Below are 16433 nucleotides of genomic sequence, written 5' to 3' on the forward strand. Positions count from 1 at the left end.
TCGTAAGCATTGACTATTTTTTCTCGCAAATCTACTGAGTACGGTTTCATTATGATTCTCAATACCTTTAATGTTCCCTTGAGTGTACCTCATATCTCTCAAAAGCGCTGTATTATCTGCAACCAAGCTGGACAATTAGCAACTCAAGCAGTTTTAAACTAGAGACAGTTACTTTGGTAGCACAACGGGCATTTGGCCTAACCGAAGAACCTCTGCCAAACACAAAAGGAAATTGCTATGACACTGCCGGCTGGCCCAAAAACTCATCCCTATTTACAGCTCATTCAGTGGATTGCCAATCCACTCGCATATATGGATAACTGTGCGAAGCAGTATGGGGACATCTTCACTACGCCTTTGGCCCGTCAGGGAAACCCCATCATATATGTGAGTAACCCCCAAGCAATCCAGGAGATATTAACCGGCGACACCAAGCAGTTTGAAGCGCCGGGAGAAGCCAACCAAGTTTTACAGCCACTGGTGGGGGATCAATCGATGATCCTGTTGGGCGGACAACGACACCGCCGGCATCGCCAGTTGTTAATGCCTCCCTTTCACGGGGACAGAATGCGGAACTACGGCCAATTAATTGTTGATATTACCAATCAAGCTGTTAACCACTGGACACAGGGGGAGACTTTTTCTGCGCGGAGTGTGATGCAAAAGATTACGCTGCGAGTAATTTTGCAAGCGGTGTTTGGATTGCACGAAAGTCCTCGCTATGAGCAGTTGCAAGAACTCACCGGAGAAATGCTAGAAGGGTTGAGTTCGCCGTTCAGTTCTACCTTTCTGTTTATTCGCTCATGGCAACGAGACTTAGGCGCGTGGAGTCCGTGGGGACGCTTTTTGCGCCAAAAGCAGCAAATTGATGCGCTTTTATACGCTGAGATCGAAGAACGTCGGCAGCAAGGCGATACCTCGCGCACCGATATTCTCAGTTTGATGATGTCGGCGCGGGATGAAGAGGGACAGCCGATGACGGATGAGGAGTTGCGCGATGAGTTGCTGACGCTGCTGTTTGCCGGCCATGAAACAACCGCAACGGGTTTGGCTTGGGCGCTTTACTGGACTCATTCCCTGCCGGCAGTCCGCGAACGGCTGGTGCAAGAACTTGATGCTTTGGGAGAAAATCCCGATCCAATGGAAATTTTCCGCCTGCCTTACCTGACTGCTGTTTGCCAAGAAACGCTGCGGATTCGCCCCGTTGCGATGCTGACTTTCCCGAGGGTGGTGAAATCGCCAGTGCGGCTAATGGGTTATGAGTTAGAGGAGGGGACGGCGGTGATCGGCTGTATTTATCTGACTCACCAGCGTGAGGATCTTTATCCGGAACCCAATCAGTTTAAGCCGGAACGGTTTTTAGACCGGCAATTCTCGCCCTATGAATATTTACCGTTTGGCGGTGGCAGCCGGCGCTGTATCGGTTTAGCGCTAGCGCAGTTGGAGATGAAACTGGTATTGGCAACGATTTTATCTAACTGGCAACTGTCACTGGCCGATAAGCAGCCGGTACAACCTGTGCGCCGAGGCGTGACACTAGCGCCGGCAGGGGGTGTGCGAATGACAGTTATCGGTGAACGGCAAAAAGTCAAAATCCCGGTGCCGGTGGCATAAATTCAAGACCGATGTGCAAACTGTCCCAAGACCTGAACCGATACTCAAAGCTAACTTTTATCCTACGCTGTAGCACTCAACCGCTACCGGGGAGTTAAAATCCCTGTCTAATAGCGAAAGTCTTCTCAACAGGAGTGATTGACAACTCCCCAGTTGGATTGAGCCGGCTTTCGCTATTAGGCGGCAGGTAAGTGCATCAAGTCAATCTCACCTCTTACCTACCTTGCAAGGCAGCTAATCGATCTATCACAATATAAATACAGAAACAAAACTTAAGCTTTCTCTAATATTTATAATTACTTCCCTTAATGACCGCCCTCACCTCCTCTGATGGGCTGCTATCTAAACAGCCAGCAATCGCCTCCCCTTCTTCCTCCCTAACTCGCCTCCTCAACCGGCTACAGCCAACCCCAGAAACCGTTGTCATGATCTTGGCGGTACTGATTGGCGGCAGCACCGGCATGGGCGTCGTCACCTTTCATTACCTCATCGATCTGATCCATAGCTTGATGCTAGAGGGTTTGATGGGGTTCATTTCCCCTTGGGGCGCATGGACACTGGCTTGTGTTCCTACCCTCGGCGGCGCGATCATCGGACTCATGCGCTGGCGCTGGCCGGATTTTGGCCCTGGAATTTCCTCAATGATTGCGGCGGTGCAGGAACCCAAACGTTCTGTTCCCCTTGTTCTCAAACCTGTGACAAAGATGGTTGCCGCCTCGGTTTCTTTGGGAACGGGCGCTTCCCTTGGCCCAGAAGGGCCAAGTGTAGAAATCGGGGCAAATTTTGGGATGCTGGTGAGTCAAGCGTTGCAAGTTTCCCAAGAGCGGCAACGGTTACTGCTGGGCGCGGGTGCGGCTGCCGGCATTGCGGCGGGATTTAATGCCCCGATTGCCGGTGTGTTTTTTGCTCTGGAAGTGGTGCTGGGCACAAGTTTTGCCACTTCAGCCGTCAGTGTGGTGCTGTTGGCGGCAGTGGTTGCGGCTTTAATCGCTCAAATTGGATTGGGTGCTCAGCCGGCTTTTGCACTCCCTGATTATTTGGTGCTATCGCCTCTGGAATTACCGCTCTACATGGGTTTAGGGCTATTAGCCAGTTTAGTTTCGATTGCCTACACCCAAGCGGTTAAACTAGCGCAGCGTTGCTTTCAGGGTGAAGTGCCTCTTTTTGCCTGGTTCAGTCGCATTCCTCGGTGGCTTCATCCGATGATCGGGGGTGCTTGTGTTGGTTGGGTGGCGTTGCAATGGCCGCAAATTTTAGGCATTGGCTATGAAACGATTGAAGCAATGTTGCAAGATGTGGAGTTTTCTTTGCAACTGTTGCTGATCCTGCTCGTTCTCAAGTTGGTGATGAGTGCGATTAGTTTGGGGAGTGGCTTAGTTGGCGGGACATTTGCACCGACTATGTTTCTGGGCGCGTCCTTGGGTTCGGCTTATGCGAAGATTTTAGTGTTAGCTATCCCAACGATACAATCGGTGATGGCGAGTCCGCCGGCTTATGCAATGGTCGGAATGGCTGCGGTACTGGCCGGCAGTGCTCGTGCGCCGCTCACAGCGATATTATTATTGTTTGAATTAACACGAGATTACAGAATTGTGTTGCCGTTAATGGCGGCGGTGGGGTTGAGTGTTTGGTTGGTGGATTGTTTGAAGCCGGTTAAAACTTCTAGTTCTAACTTGCAAGAAATTGGGTTGAATATTGAAAAAGATTATAAGCAAGAAATCTTGCAAAATATTCTAGTTTCAGAAGCCATGAATAAATCGCCGCTGATTTTATCTGGAACAACGACATTAATCGAGGCAGGTTTAACCTTAACAGATAATAATTGTCATAGTAGCTTAGTAATTAATGAAGCGGGCCGATTAATTGGGATTCTCACGTTGCGAGATGTAGATCGAGTCTTGTCCCGTGTGAAATCCGATGCTTTGATGAGTTATTTAGCACAGCAGGAAATAGCGGATATCTGCACAACTGAAATTCTTTTAGCTTATGAAGATGAGCCGGTTGCTGATGCCTTAGATCGGATGGCTGCCAGAGGTTTGCATCAGTTGCCGGTGGTTGAACGAGACAATCCTTATGAGGCGTTGGGATTATTAAATGAAGAGGATATTTCCCTAGTTAGCCAGTTGGCAATGACGCGGGATGCTTTGCGGGGTTATTGTTCGCTGCCGGCAGCTTCAGAAGCGGTGGGAGAGGAGGAAGCAAAGGTGTCGGTGTGAGATTTAGCCGGCATTTGGGCAGAAAGTTGAGGACAATTATGAAGCTGCCGGTACAATTAAACCCAAAGCGCGATTTAAAATCTCTTCTTTATTAACCCGTTGTTCTAATTCTGCTGCTTCATATCGCCCTTCTTCCACTTCTAGGGAAGCTTCATCAATAGCATTTAGATAAGCTTCTTCTAAAGTCTCCATTAATTCTTCTTGAGTTAAGTAATAGCCTCCAGCTTTGCGGCGGTTGTTTTTTCGTTTAATTTCTCTAACTAAATTTCGGATAGAAACTTCCCAAGAGCGAGTTGTGCGATTTTCTACTTGTTGTTTAATGAGATGCACCAATAGAATCACGGCATAATTGATAATGTTATTAATGATATCAGATTTGCTCATATCTTCTAATTCTTCAACAATCGCTAAGGAACCCGGGATATCGCCTTTTAGAAGTAATTCTTTGAGTTCAAGTAATTCTTCCATATTGTTAACCTTCTGTATATTTCTTATTCTAACTGCTTTTTTTTAAAAAATATTGCTATTGGCTCCTCTAATTCGCAATTTTTCAATTCTTTAAACTATAGGTGTTCGTGTGCCGACTTCATAAAATTGGCGCGTAAATCGTATTAAATGAACCGTAATTTTAACTGTTGTAATTCGGTTAGAAAATCCGTTTTTTAAACAAAGATTATCTAAATTTAAATTGGATCACCAACTCTGAAGCAAAAATTTTGTGGAAAGATCAACTGCCGGCATTGGGATAAAATTAAAACATCATCAATCAAAATTTAAAGGAATCAAAATATGGGTACACTTGTACTGCCAAATCTTCAAGGCAAACAAATGGGTCAAGTTATCACCACATTAACCGTCACAAATCGCATCGATCAAGTTCTCCATCAGCAAGGTTTCATCCCATCTGAAGAAGTTCGCGCTATTACATTAGATAATGTTGTTGTCGATACCGGCGCAACCATGCTTTGTCTGCCGGCAAACGTTATCAGCCAATTGGGGTTAATGCAGGTAGGAGAAACCAACGTAGAAACCTCAGCCGGAGTAAAAAGGGGTCGGATTTTTGGCGATGCCACAGTTGTAGTAGAGAATCGAGAAGGCAGTTTGATTGCCTCGAACTCACGGAACTTAAGTATGCTTTGCTAGGAGTGATTTCTTTACAGCAACTTGGCTTAGAGCCTGATTTGCAGAATCATCGCTTGCGAGTATTACCGATGAATTCTGAGCAAACCTATCTGATGGCTTAATTTCCGTCTCAAACTGTCACTATTACTTAAATGAAATGCCGGCACAGTTGAATTGAATTCGCTCAATCTGCAAAGGGAACTCTGCTTTTCTCCCCAACAGATTGAAGGTAATGTAAAGTTTTGTAAAATTAATTTAATAAATAAAACAAATTAAATTAAGATTAACACAATAAACCTTGAGTTTTTTATGCCTTCGCAACTTAGTTAAAAACTGAGCGTGCGAATATTTACAGACCGATGAACAGTGAGTTAGGAGTTACCGTATAAACATGGCTAAAACAGCTAAATCAAACGAAACAAACATCCAAGATACGCTTCCCCAAAGCGCACTTGCTCTCAAAAAAAATTCCGGGATGATTCACTTACGGCCTTTACCGGAAGGACGTCCAATTGCTGATAATACCACTGCCAATATGGATGAGCTGATCGGCTATCTAGATTAGATAACCGATAGTTGCTAATTTGCCGGCTTCCCATCAAACCTGTTGCACCTTTATGCTAAGAAGGTGCAACTGAAATTAACTAGCGTCCCTCACACTCGAAACTGTTCAGTAGCTGCTGTGTAGTGGATAGGTAAAACACAATCAATATTTTCATGGGGACGAGCAATGACATGGTAGGAGAGTAACAAATCCTCCTCGGTCGTCACTCGCTTAACTGAATCCACCCCAGCCGCCACCGCAGCTTGCACCTCAGCGACATCTCCCCGAACAATGATCGTGTAGCGAGCACTGCTCACTTTTTCATAGCCAACCAGCGTAACACGGGCGGCTTTAACCATTGCGTCTGCCACTGCAAGCGCAGGAGGAAGACCTTTCACTTCAACCATACCGACTGCACCTGGCATTTGCCCTTTCTCCTGAATTAATGGAATACGTGAACCTCATTGTACGATTGAGGGGATGCCAAAAAACATTCGTGTTATTGCCGGCTTCGCGTCCCCCCAGGAATTTAACTCAGATTGCCTAGAGTTCTCTAATTGATTAGATATTTTTAGTTTGTATATTCAGCCGGCTTATCGTTCCCCAGCTTCACCCATTTTTAAACCTTAGAAATAAGGCGAACTGCATCGCAAAATAGTATTAGGATCGAAGATAAAGTAATGCAGCTAACCTTGTCTCCGTCACCAGCAGGAAGCCACCAATGATCGCTTTAGATAAACCCCGTAACTGGAAACCAATTATTAAAGAATTTGAAAGCGCAGTCGGCAAAACCGGCGTTGTGCAGCGCAAAGAAGAATTGCTTACCTACGAATGCGACGGACTTAGCAGCTATCGGCAGAGACCGGCTGTTGTTGTGCTGCCAAAAACGACGGAAGAAGTCGCAAAAGTTGTCAAAATTTGTGATCGCAACAGCGTGCCTTGGGTTGCTAGAGGTGCCGGCACCGGCTTATCGGGGGGTGCCTTGCCGGTGGAAAATTGCGTGGTAATCGTCACCGCTTTGATGCGAAAAATCCTGAAAATTGACCTGGAAAATCAGCGAGTGGTTGTGCAACCTGGCGTGATTAATAATTGGGTAACTCAAGCAGTTAGCGGTGCCGGTTTCTATTACGCACCCGATCCTTCCAGTCAGATTATCTGCTCAATTGGCGGCAACGTTGCTGAAAATTCCGGTGGCGTCCATTGCCTGAAATATGGCGTTACAACCAATCATGTGATGGGCTTAAAATTGGTGCTGCCCGATGGTTCTATTGTAGAAGTTGGCGGCGAACTTCCCGAAATGCCTGGATACGATCTCACCGGCTTATTTGTTGGTTCTGAAGGCACTCTGGGAATTGCCACAGAAATCACGCTGCGAATTCTTAAAGCACCGGAATCAATTTGCGTTTTGCTGGCAGATTTTACCACCATTGAAGAAGCCGGTGATTCCGTTTCCGATATTATCAGCGCCGGCATTATTCCAGGCGGCATGGAAATCATGGACAACCTCAGCATTAATGCCGTTGAAGATGTAGTTGCCACCGGCTGCTACCCCCGCGATGCCGGAGCAATTCTACTCGTAGAAATCGACGGCTTAGAAGTTGAAGTTGCCAGAAACAAACAGCGCGTTGCAGATATTTGCACGAAAAATGGCGCACGCAGCATCACAACAGCCAGCGATCCAGAAACGCGCCTCAAAATTTGGAAAGGACGAAAAGCAGCCTTCGCAGCAGCCGGTCATTTAAGCCCAGATTATTACGTGCAAGACGGCGTAATCCCCCGCACACAAATGTCATTTGTTCTCAAAGAAATTGAAGAACTGAGCAAGAAATATGGCTATCAAGTAGCAAATGTCTTTCATGCCGGTGATGGCAATCTTCACCCGTTGATTCTTTACGATAACTCAGTAGCCGGTGCCCTAGAAGTTGTAGAAGAATTGGGCGGAGAAATCCTGAAACTTTGCGTGAAAGTTGGCGGGAGCATTTCTGGAGAACACGGTATAGGGGCTGATAAAAAATGCTTTATGCCAGATATGTTCACCGCAACCGATTTAGAAACTATGCAGTGGGTGCGGCAAGTCTTTAATCCTAAAGGGTTAGCAAATCCCGGAAAAATGTTTCCCACACCGCGCACCTGTGGAGAAGGTGCAAAGGTTCAGAACACTCAGAAATTTAATGGAGCAGAACTGTTTTAAAGCTTGATTTAGTGGGTAGGAGAATTAGCAAAAGCGCCAAGCAAAACATTTTAAGTAGCGAGGGCAAATCGACAATGACAGAGCGACAGCCAATCCCGCATCTTCTGAAAGCCGGTGATATTCAAGCCATGCCAGAAACCGTAAAAGTTCACCCGCTCAATTCTCAAGCTGTACGACACACTAAATCTCTCAGTGAAGTGGTAGGGATGGCTCATTTGGGAGTTCATTTAGTGCGTGTGGAACCGGGGAAAGAAACCACCCAAGTTCATTTTCATCACCAAGAAGAAGAATTCATTTACATCATTTCCGGTAAAGGAATTGCGGAAATTGGTGAGAAGCAAATTGAAGTAGAAGCCGGCGATTTTATGGGGTTCACTGCGCCTTCTCTCCCTCATGGCATGAAAAATCCTTTTCAGGAAGATTTGGTTTATTTAATGGGAGGGGAACGGCAAAACTTTGATGCCTGCGATTACCCGAAACTGAAAAAACGTCTTTATCGAGTTAACGGAGAGCGCCGGTTAGTAGAATGGGAAGACTTAAAACCCTTTTAAAAAAGAACGCGCCTTTTCCTTATTTAAAGCATCAGTTTTATCGATGAGGCAGACGAGATGCCGGCCCCGCATTTAAAAATTTTGAACAAAACTGGAATCTAGCCAGAAACTTGCTGAATAGGCAACCTCACAGTAAACGTTGTGCCCATACCCACTTCACTGTAAACGGTAATGGTGCCTCCATGTAAATCAACCGCCTTTTTAACAATTGCTAACCCTAACCCAGTCCCCGGAATCTTGCCAACATTGGTCGCACGATGAAATGAATCAAATAAGTAGGGTTGATCTGCTGCGGGAATGCCAATTCCTTCATCCTTGATCTTAAAAATAATCTCGCTTCCTTCATAAAAAAGTACCAAATGCACCGTGCCACCTTGGGGAGAATATTTAATTGCATTTGAAAGCAAATTACTTAGAATTTGCCGTAAAAGTTTTTCATCCAGGCAAGGAAGCAAAGCAGAAACTGGAGACCCCGGCATTAAGAAATTGGGGGATAGAAAAAGCGAATTTATGCCAGCATCTAAAGGGTGAGTGATAAACGTAATTGTATGGAAATTGCCGGCTCTAAGCTGGCAGTCTTCCACCAACTCCCGACAAAAAGCTTCTAAATCCACCGGCACCGGATCAAATGAGAGTCTTCCCATCTCTGTTCGACCGATCACCAGTACATTTTCTAACAAATCAATCATCTGTTTAACAGCGGCTTGAATACGCTGAAAATACTGAGTTCTTTTCTCTTCAGATGCCCGCTCTCCATAACGTTGGAGTAATTCAACCGACATGACAATTGAAGCCAGGGGGTTGCGGAATTCGTGGGACACCATATAAACAAAACGAGATTTGAGTTCGTTGAGTTCTTTTTCTGTTTCCAACGCCTTGCTCAGTTCAGCAATAAAATGTTTGCGCTCGGTAATATCTTCTCCAACACCGGCAATACGGTAAACTTCACCTGACTCATTGCGAATGGGAAAAGAACGCGAGCAAATCCAGCGGATTGAACCATCTGGCTGCACGATCCGATACTCAACCGTTAACGGCTCTTCTAACTTCCTTTGCGCCTTAATTGCTTTGATCCGTTCCCGATCTTCTAGAGGCAAAGCCTCTAACCATGAATGCGGCTTTTCATATAGACTTTCAGGTTTCAGTCCCCACAGTTCTTCATAAGCAGGACTGACATAAAGCATCTGGCTCTTATCTGCTGTGGTTATCCAAAAAACTTCCCGAATATTTTCTGCAAGCTGGCGGAAACGCTCTTCACTGGCACGCAAAGCTTCTTCCGCTTGTTTACGCTCAGTGATGTCTTCTACCATTCCCAAAGCATAAAGAATTTCCCCGTTTGGATCACGCAAAACGGTTGAAGTGAGATGTACCCACAGAACGTTTTGCTGTTTTGTAATGTAGCGTTTCTCGATTTGAAAACTGTCAATTTTCCTTTGAACAACTCGCTCCACATAGAGCGCTTCCTTGCCCCGATCTTCGGGATGAGTAATATTCTCAATCGTGAGGGCTGTCATTTCTGTAGAGGTGTAACCCAACATCTCACATAAAGCGCGATTCACTTTAACAAATCGTGCGTCCGTGCCGGCAAGTGCCATGCCAATGGGTGCCTCATCAAAAACCCTGCGAAATCGCTCCTCGCTGTCACAAAGTGCGGCTTCTGCTCGCTTGCGCTCGGTGGCAAAAGCAATGTGGTTGGCAATGGTTTGAGCTAACTGTACTTCTTCGTCATTGAAAAAATGAGGCTGGCTGTAACCTAGCAAAAATTTCCCCAATAGCCGGCCTTGAAAAACCAGGGGAATTAAAGCCAAAGCGCGAATACCGGCTTGCAGCAAAACAGCTTGCGTCGGCAAAAAATTAGGGGCTTGCAAAGATGCAATATCTGTGATTAAAATCGGTTTCTTGGTTTTTTGCTTAGAGCCTAGGCAAAAATACTCTTCACAAGCCTTACAAGAATCATGGGAAAGCCCGCGCCAGACTTTGAAACGCAAACCTTGCTCTGGCTCTAATAGCAAGATGCCGGCGCACGCAGTTTGCAAAGAGTGCCCTATCCCATTTAAAGCCGCTTCATAAATCTCCTCAATCGCTGCTGCTCGCCTCACAGCATCGGCTAGTTGATAAAGGGTCTGAAGTTGGCTGAAGCGTTGCCGCAGCGCCTCTTGCGCCTGGTAGCGAACTTCTATCTCCTGTTGGAGTCTCTCATTTAGCTGCTGGAGTTCGCCGGTGCGTTGCGCGACGCGAGTTTCCAGTTCCTCATGGGCGCTTTGCAACCTCTCGTCTGCCCGTTTGCGATCCGTAATATCTCGCCCCACTGCTTGAAACTCGACAAAATTGCCCAACTCGTCAAACAGCGCTCGGTTTGTCCATTGCAGATCGCGAAGCTCTCCGTTAACAACAACCCGATGCTCCAAAACGTTTACAGGATTTGCTGCGGTTAAGGAATTGAGGGTTTTCAGGATATTTTGTTGTTCTTCGCCGGCAGTGAGTGGGGTAAAAGTGCACCCGATCAAATCTTGAGGCTCAAACCCAAAATAACGACAGTAGGTGTTGTTTGCAAATGTCAGGGTGCCATCTGCCAAAAACCGGCAGATCAGTTCAGTTTGATCTTCTACAATGGCGCGATAGCGAGCCTCGCTTGTGTGCAGCGCTTCTTGTGCCTGCTTTGCCTGGGTGATGTCGCGGGCGATTCCTTCAAAGGCGATCGGCTTGCCGGCTTCGTCGCAAACTAAAATGCTGCGGGTTTCTGTCCAAATAATGCTTCCGTCTTTATGTATCCAGCGCAACACTAAAACTTCATTGGTACGCTGCTGAAGCGTCCATTGAATTAAAATCTCTCGATCATCGGGATGTACAACCTTCACTCCTAATTCAGGATCGGCGTAGTGTTCTTCTGGGGTGTAGCCGGTGATGGTTTCTGCTGCGGGACTGACGTATTCAAAACCGGGAGTGGGAAAGAGGCGGTAGCGGTAGATTATATCTGGGGCATTTTCAGCAAGCCGGCGGAAACGAGCGGCAGTTTCAGATCGTTCGGCTTCTGCTTTGCGCTTGTCGTCGCGCAATTGTTTGGCTTCCAGGGCGGCGAGGACGGCAGGACCCAGTCTTGCTAAGCGATCTTTGAGCAGGTAGTCAGCAGCACCTTGTTTCATGCACTCAACGGCGACTTCTTCATTTTGGCTGCCGGTGAGGACGATGAACGGAATATCCAGGTTGCTGGCTCGCAACAACTGCAACGCACGCAGGGCATTAAACTGCGGCAGAATATAATCTGCAAGAATGATATCGAAGCTCTCATGTAGCTGGCGCAGGTAGTCCGGTTCTGTCTCTACACGCTGCCAACTGGGCGCGAAGCCTGCTCGGCGCAGTTCACGCATGATCAGTTCAGCATCGGCGGGCGAGTCTTCAAGAATCAAAATGCGGATGGCAGTTGACATGATCGCTAACTAAAACATGGGAATGGCAGAAGCGAACTTTTGGCTCGCCTTTTTGGGGGCGGTGGTTTTGTCTAGATGAAATGTTCACTCAGACAATTTCGGGAACTCATCAAAAATTTGTCCCTCAAAGTGCGTACTTCTATGGCGCTGAGGTGCTGACAGGTTGGGCTTTTAACCACAAATTATCAGCACGAACGCTCTGTGTGCGTATTGGTAGTTTGTGGTTAGGGCTTGGCTCACCCCAACCTCGTAGCGCTTAAACCCAAAACCCTAATAGAAGCACGATGGAACATGGTTGCTACCACTACTGTAGTACCTGAGTAAATTCTTGCAAGTTCACCGATTTTATGATGTAAGTTGTCACGCCTAATTAGGAATTTACTCTATATCCCGATAAAAAGTGATTAATTCGGGTAGGGGAGTGGGGGATAATATCAGATTCCTTTGATGACCTGGAATTAGCATAGAGGAAAGAAGGGGGATACAATTTAAGACAGGGATAATCGGCACGACTTGTTATAAATCGTTGTATTTCATCTTGCAGGGAAAAGTCATTAAGAGAGCATTCCCGCTCTATATTTTATTGTTTTGCAGTCTGTGGGGATTTCAGAACCGCTAAAAATTAGTAATAGAGCCTTGAGTCCTGGCCGGTAGAAGTGAGATGATAAAAGTGAGAAGTGAGAAGTGCTTTCTATTTTCCGGTTTCCTTTTTTCTCGCGATTCTTCAGTCTGCAAGCGTTCTAAAATGCTTCTTAGTGAGAGGATTAGAAATTGGTAAATCAGAGCGCCATCGCGCAACAACTGGAAAAAATTTTAGGATCATCGGGCATCTGTTCGTGGGCAAACCTAGAGGCATCTCGCAAAGAACAGATTGCTCAATGCCTCACACCGGCAGCCGAGATCGATTGCATTGTCTACCCCCAAACTGAGGCAGAACTCGCAGAAGTGATGGCGTGTGCTCACCGGCAGCGATGGGGCGTACTGCCCTTAGGCAGTGGCAGCAAACTCAACTGGGGTGGCTTAGCTGCGGGTGTGAATTTAGCCGTGAGTACGGAACGCTTAAATAAGTTGGTGGATCATGCTGCCGGCGATTTAACTATCACTGCGGAAGCCGGGATGAAGTTTGCCGAGTTACAGCAAATCTTGGCAAGTGTCGGCCAATTTCTTGCCCTTGATCCGAGTTATCCAGAAATGGCGACTTTGGGCGGAATTGTGGCAACCGGCGATACCGGCTCGCTACGACAGCGCTATAATGGCGTTCGCGATCAGCTCATCGGTTTTTCCTTTGTCCGCTCAGATGGCCAACTCGCTAAAGCCGGCGGGCGCGTGGTGAAAAATGTTGCCGGTTATGACTTGATGAAATTATTCACCGGCTCTTTCGGCACATTAGGGGTTATTAGTCAAGTAACTTTTCGGGTTTATCCACTATCCCTGTCGTCACAAACTGTGTTGTTGACCGGCGAAGCCGATGCCATTGCCACAGCGACTCAAACTTTGCTGGCTTCTGCCTTAACTCCCACCGCCGCTGATTTGCTTTCAGCGCAGTTGGTGAACCAATTAGAAGTCGGTGCCGGTATGGGATTGCTGGTTCGCTTCCAAAGCATAGCAGAAAGTGTTAAACAGCAGTCAGAGCGAGTTTTGGAAGTGGGCAAAACCTTGGGGTTACAAAGTACAACATTTGTGGAGGCGGATGAGGCTGCTTTATGGCAGAAATTACCCGAACAAATGCGCTCAACCCCCAAAAATTCTGAAATTATCTGCAAAATAGGAGTAAGACCTTCTGAAGCTGTGGCGGTTTTGACTCAGTTGAATCTGTTGTTTCCAAATAGTAGTTTAAGTTTAATTCATGCCGGCAGCGGTTTAGGCTTAATTCGGGTTGCCGGTGAAAATGCGATAACTCCGCTTTCTAAAATGCGTTCAATCTGCGAATCTTCGGGGGGATTTTTGAGTGTTTTAGTCGCTCCAATTTCTCTTAAGCAACAGTTGGATGTCTGGGGATACACGGGTAATGCTTTGGATTTAATGCGGCGAATTAAACAGCAGTTCGATCCGGAAAATATTTTAAGCCCTGAGCGTTTTGTTGGAAAAATTTGATGAAATCGCAGATAAATGCAAATAATCTGCGTTTATCTACGATTGATGTTTAAAAGCTTTTCTTGTATAAAAAACAATGCAAATTTCAGACTCAACTTCTAATTCTCAGCTTTCTAAGACAAATTTTGATGCGAATCACCCCCCCGAACCCAAATTGATTGATACCTGCGTTCACTGTGGGTTTTGTTTATCGACTTGTCCGAGTTATCGAGTGCTTGGCAAAGAAATGGACTCTCCCAGAGGGCGCATTTATTTAATGGATGCGATTAATGAAGGTGAAGCCACTCTTGTTGATGCAACAGTTGAGCATTTTGATTCTTGTTTGGGATGTTTGGCGTGTGTCACGACTTGCCCTTCTGGGGTGCAATATGACAAGTTAATTGCAGCAACTCGTCCACAAATTGAGCGAAATTATGAGCGATCTGTGCCAGATCGCGTGATTCGCGCTATCATTTTCAATCTGTTTCCCTATCCTAACCGGCTGCGGGCTTTACTTGGCCCTCTTTATCTCTATCAAAACTTGGGAATTCAGAAAATTGTTCGTGCTGGCGGCATCTTTAAAAAAGTCTTTCCTCGCTTAGCCGCAATGGAAGAAATTTTGCCGGCAATTCCCTTGGATGCTTTCCGAGATGAATTCCCCACGATTATCCCAGCTCAAGGTGAAAAACGCTACCGGGTGGGGATGATTTTAGGATGTGTGCAGCGCTTATTTTTCTCAAAAGTGAATGAAGCCACCGCACGAGTTTTAACTGCAAATGGCTGTGAAATTGTGGTTCCTCAAGGACAAGGTTGTTGTGCGGCTTTGCCGGAACATCAGGGACAAACTGAACAAGCACAAGCTTTGGCAAGACAGATGATTGATAGCTTTGAAGGCACGAACGTTGATGCGATCATTATCAATGCTGCCGGTTGTGGTCATACTTTAAAAGAATACGGTCATATTTTGCAAGATGATCCGAATTACCGGGAGAAAGCCAAGGAATTTGCCGGCAAAGTTAAAGACGCCCAAGAATTTCTCGCGCAAGTGGGATTAACGACTAAACTTTCTCCACTCGTTGATGGCGAACTCAAAATCGTTTATCAAGATGCTTGCCACCTATTACACGGACAAAAAATCAGTCTGCAACCGCGTCAGTTATTGCAGAAAATTCCTGGTGTAAAACTGCGGGAACCTGTTGATGCTGCTTTGTGTTGTGGGAGTGCCGGCGTTTACAATATGCTGCAACCAGATGTTGCCGATGAATTAGGCCGGCAAAAGGTTGATAATCTGCTCAATACGGGCGCTGAATTAATTGCTTCTTCAAATCCCGGTTGTTCTTTACAAATTAAGAAACATTTGCAGTCGCAAGGTAAGGAAATTACGCTGATGCACCCATTGGAATTGTTAGATTATTCAATGCGGGGGGTTAAACTTCCAAAAGGGAAAATGATTCTCCGACAATCCACAAAGTAAAAAATGGAACGAACCCTTTCTTTCATACTCTGTTTAACACTCATAACATTAGCATCCTGTCAATCCCAACAAACTAACCCGACATCCAATCTCCCCCAAGCATCAACTACATCCCAAACACAAGAACAGCCGGCACAACTATTTCCAATTCTCCAAAATAACAAATGGGGTTATATCAACGCTGCCGGGAAAATTGTGATCGAACCGCAATTTAATGCAGCAGAAGATTTTAATGATGGACTAGCAAGGGTTGTAGTAAACGGAAACTACGCCTATATCAACCCAGCCGGAGAAATTGCTATTAAGCCACAATTTAAAGAAGCTGCTGACTTCTCAGAAAAATTAGCCGCTATCGCAATTGATCGCAAATGGGGATTTATCGATCAAACCGGCAAACTAGTTATCAAGCCCCAATTCGATTTAACTTGGGGGTTTTCTGAAGGGTTAGCTGCCGGAGAAATTAACCGCAAAATCGGGTTTATCAACAAAGCCGGTGAAATGGTTATCCAGCCGCAGTTTGATGAAGTTCGCCGCTTCTCAGATGGTTTAGCAGCAGTAGCAATTAATGAAAAAATGGGCTACATCGACAAAACCGGTAAGATGGTAATTCAGCCGCAATTTATTGTCACAGAAGGCTTTTCTGAAGGATTAGCCCCAGCTCAAATTACGGATAAAATCGGCTATATCGACAAAACTGGCAAGATGGTAATTCAGCCGCAATTTATTGCCGCCGAAGGTTTTTCTGAAGGACTCGCTGCTGTGGGAATGGATGGCAAAATGGGTTATATCGATAAAGCCGGCAAAACAGTTATCCAACCGCAATTTGATGAAGCTAAAAACTTTTCTGAAGGGCTAGCGGTTATAGAAATTGACAGTAAGATAGGTTATATAGACAAAATCGGTAAAATCATCGTCCCGCCACAATTTGATCAGGGTGAACCCTTCAAAAATGGACTAGCATCCGTCAAAATTAACGATCAGTTCGCTTACATTGACAAAGCCGGCAAGTATATTTGGAAACCCCAAACCTAATGCTATAGACTGGTTTGGGCTTCAACCTAGGAATAAACTTTCTAGATACAGCCCGATAGTCTGCCGGTTTGGATATCAGCCCCAGGAAAATTAGCGCAGACAGCTATTATCCTAAGATGCCCGAAATGTCAACCGTATTAGAGTAAACTCCCTCTTATAGCATAATTAAGATCCCTGTATCTCTCGAT

General features: G+C 45.9%; 12 protein-coding genes. 9 read left to right on the top strand and 3 right to left on the bottom strand.

Annotated elements, in window-relative coordinates:
• The first annotated feature begins 237 nt into the window (after nt 1–237).
• Entirely contained in the window at nt 238–1614 is a 1377-nt protein-coding gene (locus H6F56_RS02410) for a cytochrome P450 (RefSeq protein ID WP_190665269.1), read from the top strand.
• 308 nt (nt 1615–1922) lie between these two features.
• A complete protein-coding gene (locus H6F56_RS02415; protein ID WP_190665270.1) occupies nt 1923–3830 on the top strand; it encodes a chloride channel protein in 1908 nt (635 codons plus the stop codon).
• 36 nt (nt 3831–3866) lie between these two features.
• On the opposite strand, the gene H6F56_RS02420 is transcribed toward H6F56_RS02415, so the two are convergent.
• Nucleotides 3867–4298 (bottom strand): DUF29 family protein, encoded by a 432-nt coding sequence (locus tag H6F56_RS02420; protein ID WP_190665271.1) that lies wholly within the window; start codon nt 4296–4298, stop codon nt 3867–3869.
• A 321-nt stretch (nt 4299–4619) separates the two neighbouring features.
• Here H6F56_RS02420 and H6F56_RS02425 point away from each other — a divergent pair, with 321 nt between their 5' ends.
• Nucleotides 4620–4973 (top strand): hypothetical protein, encoded by a 354-nt coding sequence (locus H6F56_RS02425; RefSeq protein WP_323797236.1) that lies wholly within the window; start codon nt 4620–4622, stop codon nt 4971–4973.
• 370 nt (nt 4974–5343) lie between these two features.
• The gene (locus H6F56_RS02430; protein WP_190665272.1) at nt 5344–5517 is read left to right on the top strand and encodes a hypothetical protein; all 174 of its coding nucleotides are present in this window, start codon (nt 5344–5346) and stop codon (nt 5515–5517) included.
• 89 nt (nt 5518–5606) lie between these two features.
• Here H6F56_RS02430 and H6F56_RS02435 read toward each other — a convergent pair whose 3' ends face one another.
• Nucleotides 5607–5921, bottom strand: coding sequence for a BMC domain-containing protein (locus H6F56_RS02435; protein WP_190665273.1), 315 nt, complete (start codon nt 5919–5921; stop codon nt 5607–5609).
• A 296-nt stretch (nt 5922–6217) separates the two neighbouring features.
• Between H6F56_RS02435 and glcD the strand changes: the two genes are divergently transcribed.
• Together glcD and H6F56_RS02445 are read left to right on the top strand one after the other, a co-directional pair.
• Nucleotides 6218–7687: a glycolate oxidase subunit GlcD gene (gene glcD / locus H6F56_RS02440; RefSeq protein ID WP_190665274.1), complete on the top strand. Its 1470-nt coding sequence runs from the start codon at nt 6218–6220 to the stop codon at nt 7685–7687.
• Between the two features lie 74 nt (nt 7688–7761).
• On the top strand, nt 7762–8238 hold the full coding sequence (locus tag H6F56_RS02445) for a cupin domain-containing protein (protein ID WP_190665275.1): 477 nt from the start codon (nt 7762–7764) through the stop codon (nt 8236–8238).
• Between the two features lie 98 nt (nt 8239–8336).
• Here H6F56_RS02445 and H6F56_RS02450 read toward each other — a convergent pair whose 3' ends face one another.
• On the bottom strand, nt 8337–11666 hold the full coding sequence (locus tag H6F56_RS02450; protein WP_190665276.1) for a PAS domain S-box protein: 3330 nt from the start codon (nt 11664–11666) through the stop codon (nt 8337–8339).
• Between the two features lie 771 nt (nt 11667–12437).
• On the opposite strand from H6F56_RS02450, the gene H6F56_RS02455 reads away from it, so the two are divergent.
• The 3 genes from H6F56_RS02455 to H6F56_RS02465 all read left to right on the top strand — a co-directional run bounded on the left by H6F56_RS02455 (nt 12438) and on the right by H6F56_RS02465 (nt 16245).
• Complete coding sequence (locus H6F56_RS02455; RefSeq protein ID WP_190665277.1) at nt 12438–13760, top strand: FAD-binding oxidoreductase; 1323 nt, start codon at nt 12438–12440, stop codon at nt 13758–13760.
• A 76-nt stretch (nt 13761–13836) separates the two neighbouring features.
• Complete coding sequence (locus H6F56_RS02460; RefSeq protein WP_190665278.1) at nt 13837–15213, top strand: (Fe-S)-binding protein; 1377 nt, start codon at nt 13837–13839, stop codon at nt 15211–15213.
• A gap of 3 nt (nt 15214–15216) precedes the next feature.
• Entirely contained in the window at nt 15217–16245 is a 1029-nt protein-coding gene (locus tag H6F56_RS02465) for a WG repeat-containing protein (protein ID WP_190665279.1), read from the top strand.
• Nucleotides 16246–16433: the final 188 nt, after the last annotated feature.

Source organism: Microcoleus sp. FACHB-672, from assembly GCF_014695725.1.
GTDB lineage: Bacteria > Cyanobacteriota > Cyanobacteriia > Cyanobacteriales > Oscillatoriaceae > FACHB-68.

Bases quoted from the DNA above. Each gene is read 5' to 3' on its own strand.
- H6F56_RS02410 (WP_190665269.1), top strand. From the start codon at position 238: ATGACACTGCCGGCTGGCCCAAAAACTCATCCCTATTTACAGCTCATT.
- H6F56_RS02415 (WP_190665270.1), top strand. From the start codon at position 1,923: ATGACCGCCCTCACCTCCTCTGATGGGCTGCTATCTAAACAGCCAGCA.
- H6F56_RS02420 (WP_190665271.1), bottom strand. From the start codon at position 4,298: ATGGAAGAATTACTTGAACTCAAAGAATTACTTCTAAAAGGCGATATC.
- H6F56_RS02425 (WP_323797236.1), top strand. From the start codon at position 4,620: ATGGGTACACTTGTACTGCCAAATCTTCAAGGCAAACAAATGGGTCAA.
- H6F56_RS02430 (WP_190665272.1), top strand. From the start codon at position 5,344: ATGGCTAAAACAGCTAAATCAAACGAAACAAACATCCAAGATACGCTT.
- H6F56_RS02435 (WP_190665273.1), bottom strand. From the start codon at position 5,921: ATGCCAGGTGCAGTCGGTATGGTTGAAGTGAAAGGTCTTCCTCCTGCG.
- glcD (WP_190665274.1), top strand. From the start codon at position 6,218: ATGATCGCTTTAGATAAACCCCGTAACTGGAAACCAATTATTAAAGAA.
- H6F56_RS02445 (WP_190665275.1), top strand. From the start codon at position 7,762: ATGACAGAGCGACAGCCAATCCCGCATCTTCTGAAAGCCGGTGATATT.
- H6F56_RS02450 (WP_190665276.1), bottom strand. From the start codon at position 11,666: ATGTCAACTGCCATCCGCATTTTGATTCTTGAAGACTCGCCCGCCGAT.
- H6F56_RS02460 (WP_190665278.1), top strand. From the start codon at position 13,837: ATGCAAATTTCAGACTCAACTTCTAATTCTCAGCTTTCTAAGACAAAT.
- H6F56_RS02465 (WP_190665279.1), top strand. From the start codon at position 15,217: ATGGAACGAACCCTTTCTTTCATACTCTGTTTAACACTCATAACATTA.